Origin of the sequence: Amycolatopsis sp. NPDC051071 (assembly GCF_040682875.1) — a bacterium.
Classification (GTDB): Bacteria; Actinomycetota; Actinomycetes; order Mycobacteriales; family Pseudonocardiaceae; genus Amycolatopsis.
Genome location: NZ_JBFBBY010000021.1, coordinates 21,280 through 43,321, shown reverse-complemented (window position 1 = coordinate 43,321; position 22,042 = coordinate 21,280). Strand labels below are relative to the sequence as shown.

Below are 22,042 nucleotides of genomic sequence, written 5' to 3'. Positions count from 1 at the left end.
GACCGGTCCCGGCCGGAAAACCTACGCTCGCCGCATGCGCATTGGAGCCTTCGCGGCCGTCTGGCTCGCCCTTGCCGCTTCGGCGTGCAGCACTGTCGAAGAGCCGGTACCCAAACCCAATTTGCTCAGCGAGTACGTGCGTTCGACCGACGTCGAAAACGATCGGTTTCCCAGCGGTGGCGGTTCGGGTGAAGACCGGATGGCCAACCTCGCCTCCAGGTACTCGATCGACCAGCTGAAGTCGAGGCTGCTGACCCCCTTTCCCTGCACCGGACCGGACAGCGGCGGCTTCCCCCGCACAACCCTCTTCAGGACCGGATGTGACATCACCCTGCCCGTCACCAGCGAACTACGGCGTTTGGGTGCGAGCACCGACAAGGTCATCGGCCGGGCCATCCTGGTCAAGCACTCCGACGGAAAGCTCGAACTGATCACGCTTTTTCTCTCCCCCGACCGCGTGATCGACCGCAAAGGCGTTTCGTACGGCAGCTTGGACGAATTCGTCCAAGGCAACGACATTCTCGATCCGGACGACGTGATCTACGCCCCGCGCGACATCACCGGGGACCCGGGCGAGGGCGACGTCGCCATTCTCTATGGGAGTGTCGGAGTGGTCTGGCAACCGTGGGTGTTCGGTGGGCTCGGTCTCGTCCTGCTCGCTGGTCTGCTGATCATCGTGCTTCGCCGCTCCCGACGGCCAGAAGAGCAAAGTGAGCAGGCCCCGAGTGAGTCGTGAGCGGCAAATAGGTTCGTTGGGCCGAAAGTCGAGTGTTGTCCGTGTCGGCCGGGAGAACTCGCGTGCGGATGGACCCGTGCGAGCTTTGCCTTACCTCCCACTCCGCTCATGTCCCTGAAGCCCCGCGAGGGTGTCCGCGGGCAGGTCGAGGAGCCCGTCGCCGGTTCGGTGGCGGGCTCCTCGGGTGCTGTGCGGGTCAGGTGATGGCGCGGTGGAGGATGTTGCGTCGGGGAGTTCGTAGTGGGTCCAGATACTGGGGTGGTATGAATTCCGGTAGTCCGTCGAACGCGATCTGGACGTCCCAGTCACCGTGGTGGATCAGCCGGTGATGAAAGTGACACAGCAGCACCAGGTTCCGGAGATCGGTGCGTCCGCCGTCGGCCCAGTGGCGGACGTGGTGGGCGTGGCAGTGTTTCGGGAGCCGGTGACACCCCGGGAAGCTACAACCCCGATCCCGCACGTTCAACGCCCGCCGCTGCCCCGGGGTCACGAACCGTCGGAGCCGCCCCACGTCCAGGGGTTCACCGGCCGCGCTGAGCACCACCGGCACCATCACACAGTCACAGGCCATCATCCGTGCTTCGCGGGCGGTGAGCTCCCCGACAAAATCCAGACACGCTTTCCCGACCCCGGACTTCAGCACGTCGAGACCGACGGTCACCTGCACCATCGTGCGGTAACCACTCGTTCCGGGTTGGTCTGGGCAGGCGATCGCGAGGTCAAGAAGTTCAGCCCACGCGTCACCTCGGCGTTGCGGCAGGGTCCGGTGATCAGCCTGGCCGAACTCGTCCACGGGACGCCGCGTGGCGTAGGCGTCGAGCGCGGCCGCGGTCCGGGCACCGGTTTCCTCGTCCAGCAGGCCGGAAACCTTCCAGAACCCGTCCTTGCGGCGCTCGATGAACATTGCGCGGCGCGGTTCGGCGGGTTCGGGGTCTTTGGGTTCTTTGCCGTCGGGGTCCAGGCGCGCGAGCAGATCCGTACCAGCCTCCGCGATCTCCTTCGGGCCACCGGAACGCGCGAGGTCGGCGAGGATCTTCTCCGCACCCTCCCGCTTCACCTGCGGCACCTCAGGCGGGATCCTCCGCAGGATCTCCAGGATCACGTCGATGTGCTGCTCCCCGACCGCGCCCTCCGCGGCCGCGGCGGCGGTCGCCGGGGCGGACGCCGGAACCTCCGTACCGTCCACGCCACGAGTCGGGTTCAACGCCAACGCCCGCTTCACAAACGCTCGAGCGTCTCCCCGGGAAATCCTCGCGACATCCGCGAACCACAACGCTACAGTCCCATACCCATACAAGTCATCAGCGCCGCGAGACTCGATCTCCGCCACATAGTTTCCCAACCCGGCGGCCGCCATGCGCATCACCTGCAACAGGTGTGTCACACCGTGAGCGAGCTCCTGTTTCCCGGCACGCCACAACTCCTGCGGCAACTCGGGAAGAACGGGGGTCTCGGACACCCCTCAACAATACCAAAACCTGGTCGAACATGTGTTCGTAATTTTAGGCAACCACGACAAACCCCATTTACCACTGGAGAGTGATTCGGGGACGCAACCGCGACTACCGAGAGGAAAGGGGTCGTGAGTGTTTTGGGTCGCTAGAACGACCCAAAACACTCACGACCCCCGCACCAGGTACTCACCCCCGCCCGGCACGGAAAGGCCGCCGTCGGTGCAGCGGGTCGTGAGTGGCGATTCGGGATATTGACGGGTAGGTCGAATGTGGCGTAGTGCCCGGGCTCGCTGTGACCAGCCTGTTCGCGGGGTTGAGGGCCAGGGCGAAGGCGCGACTCGCGTGCTTGAAGACGTAACTTGCGTGCTTAGAGACGTAACTCGGGAGTTTCGCCTCTGAGCACGCGAGTGCGGCGCCGCGCCACCCAGCCTCAAGAGAAAGCCCACCTAGAGAGCAAAGGACGTCATCCCGGGCTTGTCCATGAAGGAATTGGGACACTCAAAGTCCCAATTCCTTCATGGACGATGGGCAGCGAGCGACCCTTGACCCCTCGTCTCACCGAGGCGGCCCGCTCACCGACGGACTACGTGCGCGGGCTCGGGCGGCAGGCCCTGACCGTGGAGCCCGGGTCGGCGTAACTCGCAGGGGTGCCCTCGGTTCATTCCGCAGGCTGACGTGCGCTGAGAGGACGCGCTGCCATCATCGCCGAGTCGGAGTCGGAGTCGGAGTCGGAGTCGGAGTCGGAGTCGGAGTCGGAGTCAGAGTCAGAGCCGTCAAAGCCTGGAGGTTTCCCTTGCGCGCGCGCCTTTTACGATGTTCCCTCGCCGGAGCACTGGCCATCACCGGAATCGCGTTGTCCGCCCCTGTCGCCGCGGCCGACCCGGGGGACAAGTACCGGATCGAGCGAGCGTTGGAAGAACTGGTCGCCGAGGGTGGCCCGCCGGGAGCGCAGGCGGTGGTCACCGAACGGGGTCGCACCCGCGAGATCGCCCGCGGCGCAGGGGATCTGCGAACCGGGAAGCCGTTCCCGCATCAGGCCCGGGTCCGCATCGGCAGCAACACCAAAGTGTTCGTCGCGACCGTGGTGCTGCAACTGGTGGCCGAGAAGAAGGTCGTACTGGACGCGCCGATCGAGCGTTACCTGCCCGGCGTGGTGCCCAACGGTTCCCGGATTTCGGTCCGTCAGCTGCTTCAGCACACCAGCGGGCTGGCGGACTACCTGCCTGTCATCGATCCGGACGAAATTCGCTGGCGCGAGTACGGGACGGCCGAACTGCTGAAGACCGCGATGGCCCTCGACCCCGATTTCGAACCGGGCACGAGCTGGGCCTACTCCAACACGAATTATCTGGTGGTGGGCGAACTCGTCCGGAAGCTTGCGGGGCGCCCGGTCGCGACGGAGATCGACCGCCGGATCCTCCGCCCGCTCGGGCTCACGGCGACCTACTACCCGCGGCCCTACGAAACCGGCATCAGGGGCCCGCATCCCCGCGGTTACGACGCCGGTTCGGGCGAGCGCGTCGACTTCACCGTCCAGAATCCGTCGTACGCCGGGGCGGCCGGGGCGATGGTGGGCACGGGGGAGGACCTGAACCGGTTCTTCATAGCGCTCCTCGGAGGCCGTCTCCTGCCGCCGGCGCAGCTCGCCGAGATGAAGCGCACCGTACCGTCCGCGGCGCACCCCGGCGGCTACGGCCTGGGGCTCATCCGCTACCTCACCTCATGCGGCACAGACGTCTGGGGACACGGCGGCAGCATTCCCGGCTTTCGCACGCGGGGCGGCGTCACCGCGGACGGGCGCGCGGTGAACGTTTCGGTCAACGAGGTCGTCTACGCACCGGAGGCGTCCGACAACGTCGTCAAGGTGGTCGACGCCGCCGTCTGCCCGCGCCGCTGACCGTAACCGTGGACGAGCACACCTAGCCCACGGCATCGATGGCCGCGGCGACCCCATCGAGGACCAGCTCCAGGCCGAACGAGAAGTCATCGGTCCCGGCCTCCGGCTCGAAGACGTCGCCGCCAAAGAGCTTTGCCGCGTAAGGGAAGCGCTCCGGATCGACCAGGGCCGCGAGCGTCCGGCCGTAGTCCTGCTCGACATCCACCTGGCTGAGCCCGGTGCCTTCGCGCCCGCGCGCCATCTGCCGGGTCAGTGCCATCGCGTGACCGACATAGCCGCTGACGACGGTCAGCACGCCGACCTGCGTACCGAGGTCGAGGCCGCTGTTCCGCAGGACTCGCAGCATGGCGTCCATCCAGCTGATGGCGTTCGGCCCGCGTGGGGGGCCGGAGATCGGCATGTCGACCAGCCACGGGTGTTCGGTGTACCTGGCGCGGATGGCGCCCGCCCAGCGCCGGACGCCGTCACGCCAGCCGCCCTCGTCGCCGAGGTCCGGGGCCGGGCCGTTGGCGTGATCGGCCATCAGCTCGAACAGCTCGTCCTTGGAGCCGACGTGCCGGTAGAGGGACATTTTCGTGAAGCCCAGCGCTTGCGCGACCTTCTGCAGGGTCACGCCCTCCAGCCCGTCCCGGTCGGCCAGGTCGACGGCGGCGCGCACGACCCGGTCCAGGTCCAGTTCAGCCGGCCGCCCGAGGCGGGCGGGCGCCGGGATCCGCCAGAGCCGTCCCAGGTCGGCGGGCACGTCGCGGTCGGTCATGACAGGTAACCATCCATATAGTGTCCATGGGATAGTATCCTAGGGACACTATCGGAGTGATCGCGGTGAATCAGGGGGAAAGCATGACCGGACAACTCGCCACGGCGAGGGCGCGGGTACACGACGTCGACGCTTTACGCGGCTTCGCGCTGCTCGGGATCTTCATCGTCAACATCACCTTCATGGCATCCGGCTTTCCGGGCAGTCTCGTCGTCGACCCGGCGTATTCGTCCACTTTCGACGACATCGTCCGGGGACTGTCGTCGGTGTTCGTGGACATGAAGTTCTATCTCCTCTTCTCGTTCCTCTTCGGCTACAGCTTCACCCTGCAGATGGACGCGGCCGCCCGCGCTGGAGCGGATTTCTCGCCACGCATGCTGCGACGCATCGCCGGTCTGTTCGTACTGGGCGTACTGCACATCGTGCTCCTCTACGGCGGCGACATCCTCACCACCTACGCGCTGGTGTGCCTGATCCTCTTCTGGATGCGTGGTGTCCGCGACCGAACGGCGCTGCGGGTCGCCGCGATCGTCTACGGCGTGGTGCTGCTCAGCATGGTGGGCAGCGGGCTCTTCCTGGACTCGTCGGCGTTCCTGCCGTCCGGAGCCGAGGCGCTGGCCAACGCCGAGCGGGCCGACCAGGCACTGCTCGGCGGCTGGGACGGGATCATCGGCCAGCACGTCGGCGGCCTGCCGCTCCTGCTGATCCAGGCCGTTTCGATGCAGGGGCCGACCGCGCTCGCGATGTTCCTGCTGGGCATGGTCGCCGGACGGCGTCAGCTGCTCGCCCGGGTCCGCGGTGACGAACCCGTCCTGCGCCGGATCCAGTGGATCGGCTTCCCGGTGGGGATCGCCGGCGGTGTGGTGTACACGCTCGGCGGAGGCAACGGCCACGTTCTCGCCGTCGCTGTCAGCGTCGCCACCGCTCCGTTCCTGACTGCGGCCTACATCGCGACGCTGCTTCGCCTCATGCATCACCCACGCACCGCGAAGATCCGTGATGCGCTCGCTCCCGCCGGGCGGATCGCGCTCACCAACTACCTCGGGCAGTCGCTGCTCGGGCTGCTGATCTTCACCGGGATCGGGTTCGGTCTCGCGGGCTCGTTCTCGCCGCTGGGCACGGCGGGGCTGGCGCTGCTCATCTTCGCGCTGCAACTGGTCGCGAGTGCTTGGTGGCTGCGCCGGTTCCGGTACGGCCCGGCCGAATGGCTCCTGCGGTGGGTCACGAACGGCAGCCGGCCGAATGCGCGGATCCGGTCGGTCAGCGGGTAGGCGCCACGTCTCCGGTTCACCCGCCGTCGGTGTCGGGCTTCGGCCACTGCTGTCCGCGAGTCCACGAGTCCAGCACCATCAGGGTTTTCGTCCCGGTCACCTGGTGGTGCCGCCGAATCTCGTCGATGGTGTGCTGCAGATGGCCCATATCCCGCACCCGGAGCCAGACGAGCGCGTCGGGGTCGCCGGCGATGGTGAACACCGCCTGCGCTTCGGGCATCCGGGTGGTCGTGCGGACGATCTCCCCGACCTTCGTGGTCCCGGTGAAGCGCAGTTCGGTGAACGCCTCGATGCCCCAGCCGAGTTTGGCGTGGTCGATCTGGACGGTGTACCCGACGATGACGCCGTTCTCCTGCATACGGTCGATACGCCGTTTGACCGCCGCGGTCGACAAGGTGACCCGGGCGCCGATGTCGCCGAGGGTTCGCCGGGCGTCCTCCCTCAGCAGTTCGAGGATCTCGCGGTCGGTCTCGTCGATGAGCTGGTCCGCCATGGAGCAGGATGATACGCAGACGCAACAGATCTCGGCCAGTAGTAGATTTCAGCAAGATATTTTGCGCGTGAAGCCTTGAGAAGTGGTCGCTTGTTGCGGGGAACCGGACGGTCGGGTCTGCTGTCCGGAATCCCGCGGTGGGTGAAGGAGGCAGGCGTGGTGGAGCAGTTCACGTTGGAGGACCGGTATCTGCGGGAAGACGGCACGGTCTACCTGAGCGGCGTCCAGGCGCTGGTCCGGATGCTGTTCGACCGGGCCCGGCACGACCGCGCCACCGGGGTGTCGCCCGCGGTGTTCGTCTCCGGCTACGAGGGCTCGCCACTGGCCGGGTACGACCTCGAACTCGGCCGCCGGTCCGTCCTGCTGGACAAACACAACGTCGTGCACCGTCCCGGCCTGAACGAGGAGCTGGCCGCGACGGCGGTGATGGGCAGCCAGCTCACGAAGTCCGTCGGCTCGTCACGCGGCGGGGTCACCGGGATCTGGTACGGCAAGGCACCCGGCCTCGACCGGGCGACGGATGCCTTGCGGCACGCCAACCTCGCGGGCACCGATCCGGCGGGCGGGGCGGTCGCGCTGGTCGGCGACGATCCCAACGCGAAGTCGTCCTCGGTGCCCTGTGCCTCGGAACTCGCGCTGGCCGACCTGTCCATGCCGGTGTTCTTCCCGTCCGACTCCCAGGACGTGTTGGATTTCGGCCTGCACGCGGTCGAGCTGTCCCGTGCCAGCGGGCTGTGGTCGTCGATGAAACTGGTGGCGAACGTGGCCGACGCCGCGAGCACCGCCCGCGTCCGGCCACAGTGGACACCGCCGGAGCTGACGCTGCCCGCCTACCGGCATAAGCCCAGCTCCCGCCTGCTCGGCACCACGCTCATGGCGCTCGAACGCAGTCTCTACACCGAACGACTGCCGCTCGCGCTGGACTATGTTCGCGCCAGTGGGATCAACCGGATCGTCCAGGAAGGGCCAGCCGACCACGTCGGCATCGTCACCGCCGGGAAGTCCTATTTGGACTTGATGCAGGCGTTGCGCCTGCTCGGCCTGGACGCCGACGCGTTGTCCCGGCACGGGATCCGGATTCTCAAACTCGGCGTCATACATCCCCTCGACCCATCGATCGTGCGGCGGTTCGCCGACGGCCTCGCGGAGATCGTCGTGGTGGAGGAGAAGCGGTCCTTCGTCGAGGCGGCCATCAAGGAGGTGCTCTACGGCACCGCCGAGGCGCCCGCCGTATACGGCAAGACCGGCCCGGACGGCCGCACCCTGTGCACCGAACTCGGCGAACTCGACCCGGACGCCGTCGCCAGGGCACTGGCCACCCGCCTCGGTGCGCACCACGAGATCCCGTCGGTGACCGCGTGGGGGCAGCGGCGACGTCGTGAGCGCATCTCGATTCCGTTGCTGACCCGGACGCCGTACTTCTGTTCCGGCTGCCCGCACAACTCCTCGACCAAGGTGCCGGAGGGGACCGTGGTCGGCGGCGGCATCGGCTGTCACGCCATGGCCTTGTTCATGGAGCCGGAGCAGGTCGGGGACGTCGTCGGCCTGACGCAGATGGGCGGCGAAGGCGCGCAGTGGCTCGGGATGGAGCCGTTCGTCGATGCCTCGCATTTCGTGCAGAACATCGGTGACGGCACGTTCACCCATTCCGGCAGCCTCGCCGTGCGGGCCGCTGTCGCCGCCGGGGTGAACATCACCTACAAGATCCTCTACAACTCGACCGTCGCGATGACCGGCGGACAGGACGCCGTCGGCGGGCTCCCGGTGGAACGCCTCGCGTCGCTGCTGCTCGTCGAAGGTATCGCCAAGGTGGTCATCACCGCCGACGAGCCGAAGCGGTTCCGCGGTGTCCGCCTTCCCGGGGGAGTCGAGGTCCGCCGTCGCGACGAAATCCTGAGTACGCAAGAGGAACTGGCCACCATGCCCGGCGTGACCGTGCTCATCCACGACCAGGAATGCGCTGCGGAGAAACGCCGCAAACGCCGCCGCGGCAAGCTGGAGACCCCGGCCGCGAAGGTCGTCATCAACGAGCGTGTCTGCGAGGGGTGCGGCGACTGCGGCGAGAAGTCGAACTGCCTGTCGGTGCAGCCGGTCGCCACCGAGTTCGGCCGCAAGACCGCGATCCACCAGTCTTCGTGCAATGTGGACTATTCGTGCCTTGCTGGGGATTGCCCGTCGTTCATGACCGTGGTGCCCAGCGGTCGTAAGCAGCGGCGGCAGGCCGGGGAGATCACCGCGGCCGAGCTGCCCGAGCCCGCTCGGGCAGCCGGGACCGACTTCACCGTACGGATCACCGGCGTCGGCGGGACCGGCGTGGTCACCGTCGCGCAGATCCTCGCCACCGCCGCCGTCCTCGAAGGCAAGCAGGTCCGGACGCTGGATCAGACCGGGCTCGCGCAGAAGGGCGGCGCCGTCGTCTCGGATCTGAAGATCACCGCCGACCCGTCACCGCAGGCACCGAAACTCGCGGCCGGTGAATGCGATCTGTATCTGGCCTGTGACGTCCTGGTCGGGGCCGACCCGGCTCAGCTGGGAGTGACCGATCCCGGTCGCACCACGGCCGTGGTCTCCACGACCGAGGTGCCGACCGGCCGGATGATCGTCGACACCACGGTGTCCTTCCCCGACGCCGCCGCCGTTCGCGGCGCGATCTCGGACAACGCGGCGCGTACCGTGGCGCTCGACGCCCGCGCGCTGGCGGAGACGTTGTTCGACGACGACCAGTTCGCCAACATCCTCCAGCTGGGCGCGGCGCACCAGACCGGGGCCATCCTGCTGGACGCGGCCAGCCTGGAACGCGCGATCGAGCTCAACGGGGTCGCCGTAGAGCGCAATCTCCAGGCGTTCCGGCGTGGCAGGCAGCTTGTCGCCGACCCCGGCGGGCTGCACGAGGCGGTCACTCCGGCCGCCGTCGCCGCGACCCCTGCCCCGTCCGCGGACGTGCTCCGTACCCGCGCTCTCGTGCAGGCCGAGCCGGGTTCGGAACTCGCTCGCCTGCTGGACATCCGCGTTCCGGAACTCGTTCAGTACCAAGACGTTCGCTACGCGCGGGAGTACGCCGAGTTCGTCGAGCGTGTCCGGGTGCTGGAAGGGGACTCGACCGTCGTCACCGAAGCGGTGGCGCGCAATCTGCACAAACTGATGGCCTACAAGGACGAGTACGAGGTCGCGCGGCTTTCGCTCGATCCGGCCGTGCTCGCCGGGATCGAGGCGGAGTTCGGGGTGGGCAGCCGCTACGCCTACCGCCTGCACCCGCCGGTCCTCCGTGCGCTGGGCATGAAGCGCAAGATCGCGCTCGGCCAGAAGTTCCGCCCGGTGTTCGTCGCACTGCGTGCCGCGCGGAAGCTGCGTGGCACCCGCTGGGATCTGTTCGGCAAGGCCGAGGTCAGGAAGGTCGAGCGGGAGCTCGTCGGTGAATACCGGGACGTGATCCTCGCGGCGTTCGGCGCAGGGGACGCCGACCGCGGCCGGCTGCTGGCCTTGGCCGAGCTGCCTGACCTGGTCCGCGGTTACGAGGACGTCAAACTGGCGAACGTCGAGGCGTACCGCCGGGAACAGGCCTCGTTGCTTGCCGGGCTGGTGCCGGGAGAGAAGCTCGGCGTGACCGGCTGACTGGTATAACTATACCGGCCAATGCTAGGGTCTCGGTATAACTATACCGGAACCTGTGAGGTGCTCGTGATCGAACTGAAGACGCCTGCGGAGATCGAGCGCATGCATGTGGCCGGGCGGTTCGTCGCCGAGGTGCTCTCCGAGGTCGGCAGGCTCGCCGACGTGGGTGTGAACCTCATGGACCTGGAGCACCACGTGCGCGGCATGATCGAACGGCGCGGGGCGGAGTCGTGCTACTGGGACTACTCGCCGTCCTTCGGCAGAGGCCCGTTCCGCAACGTCATCTGCCTGTCGGTCAACGACGCCGTCCTGCACGGTTTGCCGCACGATTACGTCCTGCGCGACGGGGACGTGCTCTCCGCGGACCTCGCGGTGAGCGTCGACGGCTGGGTGGCCGACTCGGCGCGCACGGTCATCGTCGGGACCGCCGCCGAAGAGGACCTGCGGATCATCCGCGCCACCGAAGAAGCACTGGAGGCGGCGATCGAGGTGGCGCGGCCCGGCAACCGCCTCGGCGACATCTCGGCGGCGATCTGGGCGGTGGCGCGCGACTACGGCTATCCGGTCAACACCGAGTTCGGCGGGCACGGCATCGGCCGCACCATGCACGAGGAACTCCACGTTTCCAACAAGGGGCACGCGGGCCGCGGGCTGACACTCAAGCCGGGGCTGACCCTCGCACTCGAACCCTGGTTCGCCCGCACGACCGACCGGGTCGTCTTCGACCCCGACGGCTGGACCATCCGATCGGCGGACGGCTCGCGCACGGCCCACTCCGAGCACACGGTGGCCGTCACCGAGGACGGCCCTTTGGTGTTGACCCGGCGTGAATCGGAGTCGGCCTAGAGAGTCGTGGTCAGCGCGGCATGGTCAGCAACGTCGGCGTCGGCGGTATCGAGCCACGTCCGACGGAGAAGACGGCGAGGGAATAGTTCGCGTGAATACATTGAATGTTCTCGCCGCCGGTGAGTCTCGCGGTCAGCGTGCCGTGCTCGACGGTCAGCTCGGCACTGTCCTCGGCGCAGCCCGCCACGGCGAAGACGAAACCACGCCGATCGGCGGCCGGGACGAACGACAAAGCCGCACGGACCTCGTCCGGGTTCGTGATCTCGGCGCGCTCCAGTGTCCGGTGGAACTCCTGGGCCTCGGCTGTTCCCAATTCCGCCGGCCTCAGGTCCGACAGCCGGTTGCTCGGGCCTTGGGGTCTCACGAAGGCCTCCAGCTTCACGTTCGCGTTCCCGTCGGCGGCGACCGGGCCGTTTCCGGCGCCACATCCCGCCACGATCAGCACAAGGCACGCCGCTGTCCATCTCATGCGCCGAGGACGTAGCCGGCTGCCCCGCCGGTTGTGCGGCTTCGGTCTCGAAGCGATATCGACGCTTCCGGGCGGCGGGTGACTGACCCCCGGACGGGCCCTGGCACCACTGTCCGGTGGAGGGCGAATGACGGGTTCGCCGGCGGGAGCGGACTCTTCAGGGGGCCCGACATCGCACTCGCGTGCTCAGAGCCGTAACTCGCGTGCTTAAAGGCGTAACTCGCGTGCTTGGAGACGTAACTCGCGTGCTTAAAGGCGTAACTTGCGTGCTCAGACTCCGCACACCGAGTTACGTCCTCAAGCACGCGAGTTACGTGCTCAAGCACGCGAGTTACGTGCTCAGGCACGCGAGTTACGTGCTCAAGCACGCGAGTCACGCCTTCGCTTTGGCCCCCAACCCCGCGAACAAGTCGGTCACAGCGAGCCCGGGTACCACGCCACGTTTGCCTTGCCCTCATTAGTCGGGGGTAAGGCAAAGGTGGCGTGGCGGATTGGTGGCCGCAGCGGGCTCCGCCTTCAAGATTCGAGCACGCGCAGGGAAGCCTGAGCGACGTCGAGGGTATGCGCGCACTCGCTGATCGAATCGGCGACGGCGGTGGCGTAGGCGATGCGGCCCCATACCGTGCCTTTGGGCGGAGGGGACACCACGGCGCCGGGCTGGGCGACGGTGACCGCGTCCACTGTGGTGGGTAGCGTCGCCGGGTCGAAGTGGATCGCGGCGATGACGGTGTCGTCCCGGTCGACGTAGCAGAAACGGATGCCTGCCACCTGTCGTCTCGTGGGGTTTAAGTCCAGGGTGCCACCGCAGGCCGCCGCGGCGGCGAGGACGCCGGGGTCGATGCCGGTCGCCAGCTTGCCGAGGTAGGGGATCAGGTCGCCGCCGAGCCTGCCGTTGACCTCGATGAGTTTCGGGCCCGTTTCGGTCAGCATGTACTCGGTGTGCGTCCAACCGTCCCGGAAGCCCAGCGCGGTATGGGTGTCCTGCAGTATCGCGGTGAACGTGGAGTCGGTGAGCAGCGGATCATCCGCGTCCACGTAGTGGCCGACTTCTTCGGCGTAGGGCGGGAACCCGACTACCTTGCGGGCAACGAAGAGCGGACTGACCTTCCCGTCCTGGACGACCGAGTCGACGCTGATCTCCTCGCCGGTGACGCATTCCTCGACCAGGACCGGGTGGTCGCTGGCGTAGACCACCGGGTCGGGTGCCTTGGTGTCGCGGGTGAAGGCGAACATTTCGCGTAGCCGCGCGGGGTCGTCGACCCGGACCACGCCAAGACTGGCGCCGAGGCCGCGGGGTTTGAGGATGGCCGGGTATCCCACTTGTTCCGCCGCGGCCAGCGCCTGCGCGAGGGTGCCGACCTTGACCGAACGCGGCTGGGGCACCCCCGCCTCGGCCAGCGCGGCGCGTGTCTGCGCCTTGTCACGCAGCCGCCAGATCATCGCCGGGTCACCGCACCGCAGCCCGAGCGCTTCCGCGACGTAGGCAGTGGCGTGGATACGCCCTTCGTCCCAGCAGAGCACTCCGTCGATCGGATCGGCCTCATTCAGCCGGACAGCCTCGCGGGCCATCGCGGGACCGTCGATGGTGCTGGGCACCACCGACCAGCCGGTGATGTACTCCCGTTCCCAGCCTGGTTCGGCGGTGTGGAACAAATGGACCCGGTACCGGGTGCTGATCGACCGCAGCAGGTATTCGCGGAACACCTGCCACCCGGTCGCGATCAGCAAGAGATGTGGTCGCGATTCGCTAGCCATGGAACACCCTTTCCCGTACGCGTTCCTCCTCCGTGACGGCGATCCGCCGCACCGCGTAGCGCAGTGTCGGCGGCGCCATCAGCGACGTCACGATCGCCACCAGCACGATGATCGTGTAGGTGGCGGTGTTCAGTACGCCGAGCCGCAGGCCGACGATCGCGACGATCACCTGGATGACGCCGCGGGCGTTGAGACCGCTGCCGAGCGCCAGCCCCTCCCAGTGGCTGAGCCGTCCGGCCCTGGCGCCGAGATAGGCGCCGGCGAACTTGCCGAGGACGGCGATCAGCAGCACCAGCGCGGCCGAACCGAGCACCGCGGGATCGCGAAGCGCCGTGAGGTCCATCCGCAGTCCGGCGGTGGCGAAGTAGATCGGGGCGAGCACGGCCAGCACGACCGTGCGCAACGGGGCCAGCCGCGCGAGGTCGATGTGTTTGGACGAGCCGATCAGCATGCCGCACAGCAGCGTGCCCAGTACCGGCTCCATGCCCAGCGCGTGGGTGCCGGCGGCAGCCAGCAGGAGCAGGACCACGGCCGTGGCGATGCCGGGCCCCGGCTCGGCCGAGCGGCTCGCCAGGCGCAGGGCCGCGTTGACCAGCGGCCGTCCGACGACGACGGTGAACAGCAGCACCGCGAGCAGGCCGGCGATCGACAGCGCCACCTGACCGGCCAGCAGCCCGGTGACGGCCAACGCGGAAACCACCGAAAGCAGCAGCCAGCCGATGATGTCGTCCACCGCCGCGGCGCTGACGATCAGCTGTCCGATGTCGCGGTGCAGTAGCCGCATCTCCAGCAGGGTCTTCGCGATCACCGGGATCGCGCTCACGCCCATGGCCACGCCGAGGAACAACGCGAACACCGCGCGGTCGGTCCCCGCCGGAATCAGCGACGCGGGCAACAGGAAGCCGAGCCCGACGCCGAGGCCCAGCGGCACCAGCAGCCCACCCGCGCTGACCCAGCCCGCGGTCATACCCTTGCGCCGCACCAGTTTCAGGTCCACGTGCACGCCGGTGATCCCGACGAGCAGCAGCACGCCGAGCTGGCCGACGGCGTCGAGCAGGTTGAGCTGCGCGGCGTCGTGCGGCATCAACCAGGCCGAAAGGCCGGGCGCCAGGTTGGCGAGCACCGACGGTCCGATGAGGACACCGGCTGTCAGTTCACCGACCACCGCCGGCATCGTCAGCTTGACGGCGAGCCTGCCGAGGGCCAGCGCGAGCCCGAGCAGCAGTCCCAGCTGGAGCAGGAACACCAGCATGGAGTGCGCGCTGATGGTGGCGACGGGGCTAGCCATCGACGTAGTACCAGTTCTCCGGGCTGATCATGCCGAAAGGATTGACCGGCTCGAAACCGCCGAGATTGGTGGCCACCTCGAACAACCGGATCGGGAAGTTGGGGTTGAAGACGACCGGTACCTGCTCGGCGATGTAGTCCTGGTACTCGTACAGGACGTCCGGATCGTCCGTGGTGACCGTGCGCTCGATCAGCTCGTCGGCCACCGGGTCGTGGTAGTGGCCGAAGTTGCCGCCCGCGTCGGTCCTGAACAGCACCTCGCCGGTCGGGTGGTGATAGACCCAGCCGCCGTTCCAGCAGCACATCTCCCACTGGCACGGGGTGTCGTCGGTCGGGTAGCAGGGTGCGTCTTCGGCGACCAGGATCGAGCCGTAGACCTCCTGCAAGCGCAGCTCGATCCCCGCTTCGGCGGCGTCGGACCGATACTTGGTCATCAGCCGGGTCAGCGCCGGACGGCCTTCGACGTAACGCAGCAGGAAACTCAGCTTGGTGCCGAGCGGAATCCCGTCGCCTGCCAGCTCCGGATCGACACATACCGCCGGTGTGACGCTGGTGTCCCAGCCGTTGTCGGCCAACAGTTTCCTGGCCCGGCCGGGGTCGAACGGCAGCGGCCACGCCCGGCCGCGCTGCGGTGGCGACACCAGGTCGGTGACCGGGAGCATGGGCATCGGCCCGTTCTGCCGGTAGGCGTAGCCCTGGTAGATGTCCTGGACCGCGGAGTCCTGGTCGAGCGTGCACTGCAACGCCTGCCGGAGGTAAGTCTGCGCGAACATCCTGCCGACCACGGTGGGGTTGTTAAAGTTCAGGCTGGTATACCGGATGCAGTACGCCACCTGCGGCACCATCGTGTAGTGCCCGGCCAGCGGATTGACCCCGCCCTTGGCCGGATCGTCCGTGCGACCGGTGGCGAAACTCAGCGGCAGGTAGCCCACCTGGACCGCGTCCTTGCCGTCCGGTCCGTTCTCCAGCCGGTGGTACTCCTCCTCGTCGGAGGAGAACGGGATCTGCCGGAACTCGTCGAGACGCGGTTTGTTCGGGCCGGAGTAATGCTCGTTGGGCACGAACGTCACGACCCCGTCCAGCGTGTAGCTCTTCAACCGCCACGGTCCGCTCACGACACTCCACACAGGACTGCCGGCCCACCGGGTGCGCTGTTCGTTGCCCTCGTCGATGATGTCGCCCTGCTCGGCCATCAGGTAGTCGTAGACCGCTTCGACGTCGGCGAGATCGCCGGAAGCGTTGGCCGGGCCCGTCGCGGTGCGGTCCCACGCCTTCGGCAGCGGAATGATCAGGCTGAGCTGATTCATCAGCACCCAGCGCCGGGAGTACACCTTGTCGAAGGTGAAGTAACAGGTGTCCTCGGACAACTTGCCGTACGCGGTGCAGTTGTCGGGGAAATAGCCCGGGGTGTACTCGCCGTACCGGTCGCCCTTGACCTTGAGCAGGTTCACCCAGAACAACACGTTGTCGGCGCACAACGTCTCACCGTTGGACCACTTCCACGGCTTGATCTTGACCGTGACGGTCAGCCCGTCCTCACTCCACACGGGCGGCTCGCCGATACTCGTGGCGTAGTCGACCTCCGGTGTGCCGTCGCTGCCGAAGAAGTACAGGGTGCGGTACATCAGGGCCTGGAATTCCAGGACGTTGCGCATGCCCATACGTTCCGCCGGGGTGAACGGGAAGATCACCGTCGGCGGAAAACCGGGCGCGCAGGCCCAGGTGACCGTGCCGCCCCGGCGCGGCTTGCCGCGGCGAGCCGACGGCAACGCGGTGGTTCGGGTCATCGTCATCACCGAATCTCTTGTAGGCGGGAGACTCCGACGGACTGGTGCGGGCCGTAGCGCTGCCACACCTCGTCGAGCTGGATCCGGCCGTCGTCGAGGATCCGCGGGATACTGGTGCAGTGGCCGGAGATCACCTCGCCGCTCTCCAGGACCATGCAGTACGCGAAATCGAGTTCGCCTTCCGGTCCGCAGGTGCCGGTCAGCGAGCCACGCCGGGCCTTGCCGCCGGTGAACTCACCCCAGACCAGGTCGCCCTTCTGCCGGTAGACCGCGACCTGGTCGCTGCCCTCGTCCGCGCCGTTGACGGCGACCGGACGGAACCGCCTGCCCTCGTAGTCGATCATGGTGAACCCTGGCGCCTTTCTCTCGGGAGGTGCGGTGGTCACGACGTCTCGGAGCTCCAAAGCGCAGCACTTCGCAGCCCCGCCTGCCTTCAGCAGTTCGGAGAGGTCGACGGCGATCGGCTCGAAACCGGCTGCCCGCAGGCTTTCGGCGAGATTGACGGCGGCTTGGGGGAGCAGCACATGCCTGCCGTCGGAGATCGCGTTGAGGCCGAAGACCGCCGCATCGGCCCGGTCGGCCCGGATCGCGGTCGGATACAGCTCGCGGAGCACGGCCTGACTGTCCGGCGAGAACGCGCCGGGGTAGTACATGATCTCCTCGTGGTCGAGCACCGCCAGTGCGGTGTCCAGGTGATAGAAGTACGGGTCGACCAGCCGCAAGGTGACCACCGGGATGCCGAAGTGGTCGGCCGCCTCGGCATGTGCGCGGTGGTCGGTGCGAAAACCGGTGCCGGCGAGAAGCCGCGCGCCGGTGGGCAACAGGTCGCCCTCGCCCTCGTTGACGAACCGGGAGCGCCGCACCGGGTAGCCGTGCTCGGCAAACCAGGCCTGGTAGGCCGGTGCCTCGCCGAACCGTTGCGGGTAGCGGTATCGGGCCGCCAGTACCCGGCCGCCGACCACGGTGGCCGCGTTCGCGGCGAACACCATGTCGGGCAGGCCGGGGCGCGGCGGCACCACCTCGACCCGATGGCCGAGCGCGACCAGCTGGGCACGCAGCCGTTCCCACTGTACGAGTGCCAAGGGTGCGTCGGTCGGCTTGTCCGGCTCCATCCAGGGATTGATGGAGTAGCTGACTTCGAAATGGTTCGGCGGGCACATCAGGAACCGCCTGGCACGAGCTACCCGCACTGGTCGGCCTCCAGGGTGACGGTGATCTTGCCTGCCAGTTCGGTCATCAGGTCGAAAGCGTCCTCTTTGGATGTTCCGGTGGTGCCGAGGAAGCCGAAGATGGTGTTGCCGTCGGGTGGCCTGAGGATGACGTCGCCGGGGCGGGCGGTGATCGTCTGCAGGAAGACCCGGTCCGAGTTGCTCACCGCCGGCGGCACCTCGATGTCCTTGACCACGCCGCCGTCGCAGATCAGGCACATCGCGGTGATATGCGTCCCGGTCGGCCAGTAATGACGGACGGGCGGCTTGACTCCCCGGCCGACGTCCACCACGGCACGGATCGGGTCGTAGTCCGCGGTGAGCCGGGCGATGGTGTCCAGCCCGCCGCCGCCGACCCTTGCCGCGATCTCCAGCAAATGCGGTTTGCCGTCGTGGTAGCGCACCTCGGCGTGCATCGCGCTGCGCCGCAGGCCTTGCGCGTGTGCGGCGGCCCTGACCACATGATGCACCCTGGCAAGTTCCTCGGCGGGCAGCGACGTCGGCGCGTGGTGCACGTCGTCGTCGAAACTGCTGCCCTCCGCGGTGATCCGGTCGACCACCGAGCCGAGGTAGACCTCGTCGTCCCAGGCGAGGGCTTCCATCAGATATTCTTTCCCGTCCAAAAAGGACTCCACAAGCAGTCCGATCGGGCCGAGGTCGACGTCGTCGGCTTCGGCGTTGATCCAGAACATGTTCCGCAGACCCTCGCTGGCCGTGGCGAAGTCCCGCGCCATTTCCTCCGGACCGTCCACTCGGTACACCAGATGGCTGCCGGCGCCCAGGGTGGGCTTCAGGATGACCGGGTAACCGAACTCGGCGCCCGCCGCGAGCGCGTCGTCCAGTTCGGTGACGAACCGGAAGCCGGGGATCGGCACGCCTTCCCGCTCGTACGCCTGGCGCATCAGGAGTTTGTTGCGGCTGTTGCGGGCACCGTCGACGCCGATGCTCGGCAGGCCGAGCGCGTCGGCCACCGCGGCGACCGTGATCACCGCCGCCTCGGAGAAGGTGATCACCCCGTCGAACTGCTCGGTTTCATGCCATTTCCCGGCGCAGGCGATCATCTCGCCGATCTTCTTCGAGCCGACCAGCCGGTAGTGGTCGGCAGGCCAGAAATCGTCCGTCCCTTCACCGTTCATCACGTACAGATCGACGCCGAACGCCTGCACCTGCCGATAGCGGGAGTGGTAGTAGGTCAGGTACTGACGTGTCTCGATGGTCAGCAACTTCATGGCTCGCCTCCTCGGGCAGCCGGGGGAGTTCGAACACGGGAACCGAAGCGGGTGGTTCGGCGACGAGGGACAGGTCGACCCCGTCCGCGACGGCCGCCTCGGCCACGTCGATCAGGATCGGGGCGGCACCCGCGAGCAGCGTGCGCACCTCCAGCAGCAGATCGCCCGCGGTGATCGACGACCGGGCGGCGAGATCGCGCAGCCGGGTCAGCTGGGTGAGCACCGTCTCCGCGGCCCGGTTCATGCTGTAGCCGGGCAATGCGTAACAGCCGCGGAACCGTTCCAGCATGGCCGCGGCGCGCCGCCGTCCGGCCGGGGTCACCGGCACCGTGCCGGAGAGTCCGGTCAGCATCAGCGACATCGCTTCGGCCAGCGCGTTCCACGGCGCGCCGAGCCGCCGGTACCCGGTGTCACGCAACCCTTCCCGGCTGAAGTTGGCGCGTGCCTGCTCCGGCGCGGTGAGTGCCAGATGAAATCGGACGAGGTCGCGAGGGACCTCAGCGAGCAGGTCGACGCTCCAGATCAGATGGTCGCGGCTGGTGGAGAACTTCTCCCCGGCCAGGTTGTAGAACTCGTTGCATACGTTGGCCACCGGCGTGACGTACCGGTCGCCGTGGGCCAGCAGGAACACCAGATCCATCAGGCCCCAGTGATAGACGTTGTCGTAACCGTGGAAGTAGACGACGTCGGCCTCGTGTCCGGCGCGCCAGTGCTCGTCGAGCGGCAGCGTCGTGTCGCCCGCCGACCACCAGGTGCTGTACATGACCGCGGGCATCGCCTCGACCCACGGGTACAGCATCTGGCCGGGGGTCTCCGGGAACGGCGCGGGAATACCCCAGTCCGCCGGGATGGTCACCGGCACCTCCGGCAGCGGCCTGGCCAGCAGCTCGCCGACCAGCTGCATCGCGTGCGGCCGCCACCGTCCCGCTTGCGCGGCGTAGTAGGCGGTCAGCCGATCCCGGTATTCCTCCATCGGCAGCACCAGGATCTCCGCGTCCCGGTAGGACACCGGATCACTCGGGTCCATTGTGGAGCGTGGATCGAGCAGGTCGTCGTAGTTGTTAGGGTGCCCGCAGGCCTCGCAGACCCCGCCGCTGCTGCCTGCCAGGCAGACCGGGCAGGTGCCCGCGACCAGCCCGTCGAAGAGGTACGTGCCGGATCGCGTCGCGAACGGCAGCCGCACCGTACGCGTCCGGAACCGGCCCGCCTCGTACAGGGCGGTGACGAACTCGAGCACCGCGCGCCGGTACACGTCGTCGATCGGCGGAAGACCGGCCATCGAGATGCCCATCGCGGAAAGCGAACGTTCGATCGCCGTGGTCGAGCCGGCGCACAGGGCGCGCGGTGTGGTGCCGAGCCGTCGCGCGGTGGAGACGACGTAGCTCTGGCTGTCGTCGGTACAGGTCGTATAGATCACCGAAGCGCCGGTGGCCCGTAGGTAGCGGGCGTACACGTCGCCAGCCAGGTACGGCCCGGCCATATGCCCGAGATGCAGGTCGCCGTTGGACGTCGGGGTCGCCGCGACCACGATGGTCGTGGACATCTACACGCCGGCCTCGTCGCGGGTGGTGAACCGCCCGGCCATGGCCTTGTCCCACCAGACCGCGTACATCCGGAACTCCTCGGTCCCGGTGTTGACCACCTGGTGATGCGACCGTGGCGGGAAGTGCACGACGTCGCCGACGGTGAACGGCACCCGGCGTCCACCACAGACGATCTCAGCGGCGCCGGTCATGGCCACCCAGATCTCGTACTCGTGGTGGCTGTGCGCGCCGGACTCCGCACCCGGTGGCACCACACACCAAGAGCCCTCGAACGGCGCGTTCAGCTCCGGCCACGGCAGCAGCCGCGTCGCGGCCAAACCGTTGTCCGGCTTGAGGTGGGTGCGATCGAACTTGCGGATTTCCATCATGGTCATTGCGCTCCTTGAGTCGCGGCGAGCGGGCGGGTGGCGGTTTCGGTGCCGACGAGCGGCCGGGGCGCCTTGCGGTCGGCGAGCAGGTCGGTGACGATCTCCTCCGCCCGCGCGGCCAGCAGGCTGAGCAGGGAATCGGCGATGCCGTGGGTGGCCTCGTTCACTCCCTGCAGATGGCAGGTCCCGCTGAACGAGGGCGGCAGGCTCATCCGGTAGCCGCGGTTGACGGTGATCTCGTCGATCCCGACAGCGGAAGCCATTTCCTCGACGATCTTCGGCATCCGCTTGGTGAAACCGGTGCCGAGCAACACCACGTCACAGCGCTGCTGGGAGCGACGGCCGGACTTGCGGTCGACCAGGGTGAGCACGACCTCGCGGCCGTCCATCTCGGCCCCGGCCACGTCGACCATCGGGATCATCTCGATGCGTTCGGTCCCGGTGAGCCGTTCGATGTACATCTGCCGGTACAGGGTGTCGAGCATGTCCGGGGTGAGACCGGCGTAGTTGGTCCGATGCATCTCGCGCAGCAGCTGCGCCCTGGCTTCCGGCAGGGCGGAGTGGAACTCGTCCACAAAGGACGGATAGAACAGCTCGTTGGTGAACTTGCTCGCCTCGTAGGCGTTGAGGCCGATCGAGCGCATCACCATCGCGCAGTGCGCCTTCGGGAACGCCTGGTGCGCGGTCCAGAGCATCTCGGCCGCGCTCTGCGCCCCGCCGACGACCACGATCCGGCGGGTCCGCTCGGGATCGAGCTCGCTGATCCGGGCCGCGAACTCGGTGCTGTGGATCATCAGTTCGCGCGGGATGGCCGCGAAGGTGTCCGGAATGTAGGGGTCCCGTCCGGCCGCGATCACCAGATGGCGGCACACCACGGCACTGCCGTCGGCCATCTGGACGAGCCATTCGCCCGCCCCGTCCGCGATACCGAACGGCCGGACCGAAACGCAGCGCCTGCCGTAGTCGATCCGCACGTTCGGCAGGGATTTGGAAACCCAGCCAAGGTAGCCGGAGATCTCCATCCGGTATGGCGTGAAGCTGCCGAGGTTGATGAACTGGTCCAGCCTGCCGACCGAGTGCAGGTAGTTGATGAAGCTGAAGGCACTCCGTGGATTGCGCAGGGTCACCAGGTCCTTGAGGAACGAGACCTGGCTCTGCGTCCACGGGATCAGCATCCCGCGCTGCCAGACCACGTCGTCCTGCTGTTCGACGATGAGCGTGTCCTTGGCCAGCTCCGACTTTGCCAGCTCTTCGACCGCGACCGCGAGCGCGAGGCCGGACGGGCCGCCTCCGATCGCCAACAGCTCTACTTCTTGAAATCGCACCGCG

Annotated in this window: 16 protein-coding genes and 1 pseudogene; 5 read left to right on the top strand and 12 right to left on the bottom strand. The window is 67.7% G+C overall.

Annotated elements, in window-relative coordinates; genetic code table 11:
- The first annotated feature begins 34 nt into the window (after positions 1–34).
- Positions 35–736, top strand: coding sequence for a hypothetical protein (locus AB0M65_RS10440; RefSeq protein WP_364024537.1), 702 nt, complete (start codon positions 35–37; stop codon positions 734–736).
- A gap of 196 nt (positions 737–932) precedes the next feature.
- Here AB0M65_RS10440 and AB0M65_RS10435 read toward each other — a convergent pair whose 3' ends face one another.
- On the bottom strand, positions 933–2,195 hold the full coding sequence (locus AB0M65_RS10435) for a DUF222 domain-containing protein (RefSeq protein ID WP_364024534.1): 1,263 nt from the start codon (positions 2,193–2,195) through the stop codon (positions 933–935).
- A 788-nt stretch (positions 2,196–2,983) separates the two neighbouring features.
- Between AB0M65_RS10435 and AB0M65_RS10430 the strand changes: the two genes are divergently transcribed.
- Positions 2,984–4,087 (top strand): serine hydrolase domain-containing protein, encoded by a 1,104-nt coding sequence (locus AB0M65_RS10430; RefSeq protein ID WP_364024531.1) that lies wholly within the window; start codon positions 2,984–2,986, stop codon positions 4,085–4,087.
- 22 nt (positions 4,088–4,109) lie between these two features.
- On the opposite strand, the gene AB0M65_RS10425 is transcribed toward AB0M65_RS10430, so the two are convergent.
- A complete protein-coding gene (locus tag AB0M65_RS10425) occupies positions 4,110–4,844 on the bottom strand; it encodes a TetR/AcrR family transcriptional regulator (RefSeq protein ID WP_364024528.1) in 735 nt (244 codons plus the stop codon).
- Between the two features lie 83 nt (positions 4,845–4,927).
- On the opposite strand from AB0M65_RS10425, the gene AB0M65_RS10420 reads away from it, so the two are divergent.
- A complete protein-coding gene (locus AB0M65_RS10420; RefSeq protein ID WP_364024525.1) occupies positions 4,928–6,115 on the top strand; it encodes a DUF418 domain-containing protein in 1,188 nt (395 codons plus the stop codon).
- A gap of 16 nt (positions 6,116–6,131) precedes the next feature.
- Here the strand turns inward: AB0M65_RS10420 and AB0M65_RS10415 are convergent, their stop codons facing one another.
- A complete protein-coding gene (locus AB0M65_RS10415; RefSeq protein WP_364024522.1) occupies positions 6,132–6,608 on the bottom strand; it encodes an Lrp/AsnC family transcriptional regulator in 477 nt (158 codons plus the stop codon).
- Positions 6,609–6,767: 159 nt separating this feature from the next.
- Between AB0M65_RS10415 and AB0M65_RS10410 the strand changes: the two genes are divergently transcribed.
- On the top strand, positions 6,768–10,220 hold the full coding sequence (locus AB0M65_RS10410) for an indolepyruvate ferredoxin oxidoreductase family protein (RefSeq protein ID WP_364024641.1): 3,453 nt from the start codon (positions 6,768–6,770) through the stop codon (positions 10,218–10,220).
- Positions 10,221–10,286: 66 nt separating this feature from the next.
- Positions 10,287–11,066, top strand: a complete 780-nt coding sequence (map, locus tag AB0M65_RS10405) for a type I methionyl aminopeptidase (protein ID WP_364024520.1) — start codon at positions 10,287–10,289, stop codon at positions 11,064–11,066.
- Positions 11,067–11,076: 10 nt separating this feature from the next.
- Here map and AB0M65_RS10400 read toward each other — a convergent pair whose 3' ends face one another.
- The 9 genes and pseudogenes from AB0M65_RS10400 to AB0M65_RS10360 form a co-directional block, all read right to left on the bottom strand.
- Entirely contained in the window at positions 11,077–11,535 is a 459-nt protein-coding gene (locus AB0M65_RS10400) for a hypothetical protein (RefSeq protein WP_364024518.1), read from the bottom strand.
- 516 nt (positions 11,536–12,051) lie between these two features.
- Positions 12,052–13,290 (bottom strand): ATP-grasp domain-containing protein, encoded by a 1,239-nt coding sequence (locus AB0M65_RS10395; protein WP_364024515.1) that lies wholly within the window; start codon positions 13,288–13,290, stop codon positions 12,052–12,054.
- Positions 13,283–14,578, bottom strand: a complete 1,296-nt coding sequence (locus AB0M65_RS10390; RefSeq protein ID WP_364024512.1) for a cation:proton antiporter — start codon at positions 14,576–14,578, stop codon at positions 13,283–13,285. Before AB0M65_RS10390 ends, AB0M65_RS10395 begins: the two co-directional genes overlap by 8 nt.
- Positions 14,571–16,364 (bottom strand): ABC transporter substrate-binding protein, encoded by a 1,794-nt coding sequence (locus AB0M65_RS10385; RefSeq protein ID WP_364024509.1) that lies wholly within the window; start codon positions 16,362–16,364, stop codon positions 14,571–14,573. Before AB0M65_RS10385 ends, AB0M65_RS10390 begins: the two co-directional genes overlap by 8 nt.
- Before the next feature lie 392 nt (positions 16,365–16,756).
- Positions 16,757–17,524, bottom strand: a pseudogene (ddaH, locus tag AB0M65_RS10380) (dimethylargininase); the annotation flags it as partial.
- Between the two features lie 20 nt (positions 17,525–17,544).
- Positions 17,545–18,801, bottom strand: coding sequence for an ATP-grasp domain-containing protein (locus tag AB0M65_RS10375; RefSeq protein WP_364024506.1), 1,257 nt, complete (start codon positions 18,799–18,801; stop codon positions 17,545–17,547).
- The gene (locus tag AB0M65_RS10370) at positions 18,698–20,344 is read right to left on the bottom strand and encodes a class I tRNA ligase family protein (protein ID WP_364024504.1); all 1,647 of its coding nucleotides are present in this window, start codon (positions 20,342–20,344) and stop codon (positions 18,698–18,700) included. The genes AB0M65_RS10375 and AB0M65_RS10370 overlap by 104 nt, the downstream gene beginning before the upstream one ends.
- The gene (locus AB0M65_RS10365) at positions 20,345–20,719 is read right to left on the bottom strand and encodes a cupin domain-containing protein (protein WP_364024501.1); all 375 of its coding nucleotides are present in this window, start codon (positions 20,717–20,719) and stop codon (positions 20,345–20,347) included.
- Positions 20,716–22,014 (bottom strand): SidA/IucD/PvdA family monooxygenase, encoded by a 1,299-nt coding sequence (locus AB0M65_RS10360; protein WP_364024498.1) that lies wholly within the window; start codon positions 22,012–22,014, stop codon positions 20,716–20,718. The genes AB0M65_RS10365 and AB0M65_RS10360 overlap by 4 nt, the downstream gene beginning before the upstream one ends.
- Positions 22,015–22,042: the final 28 nt, after the last annotated feature.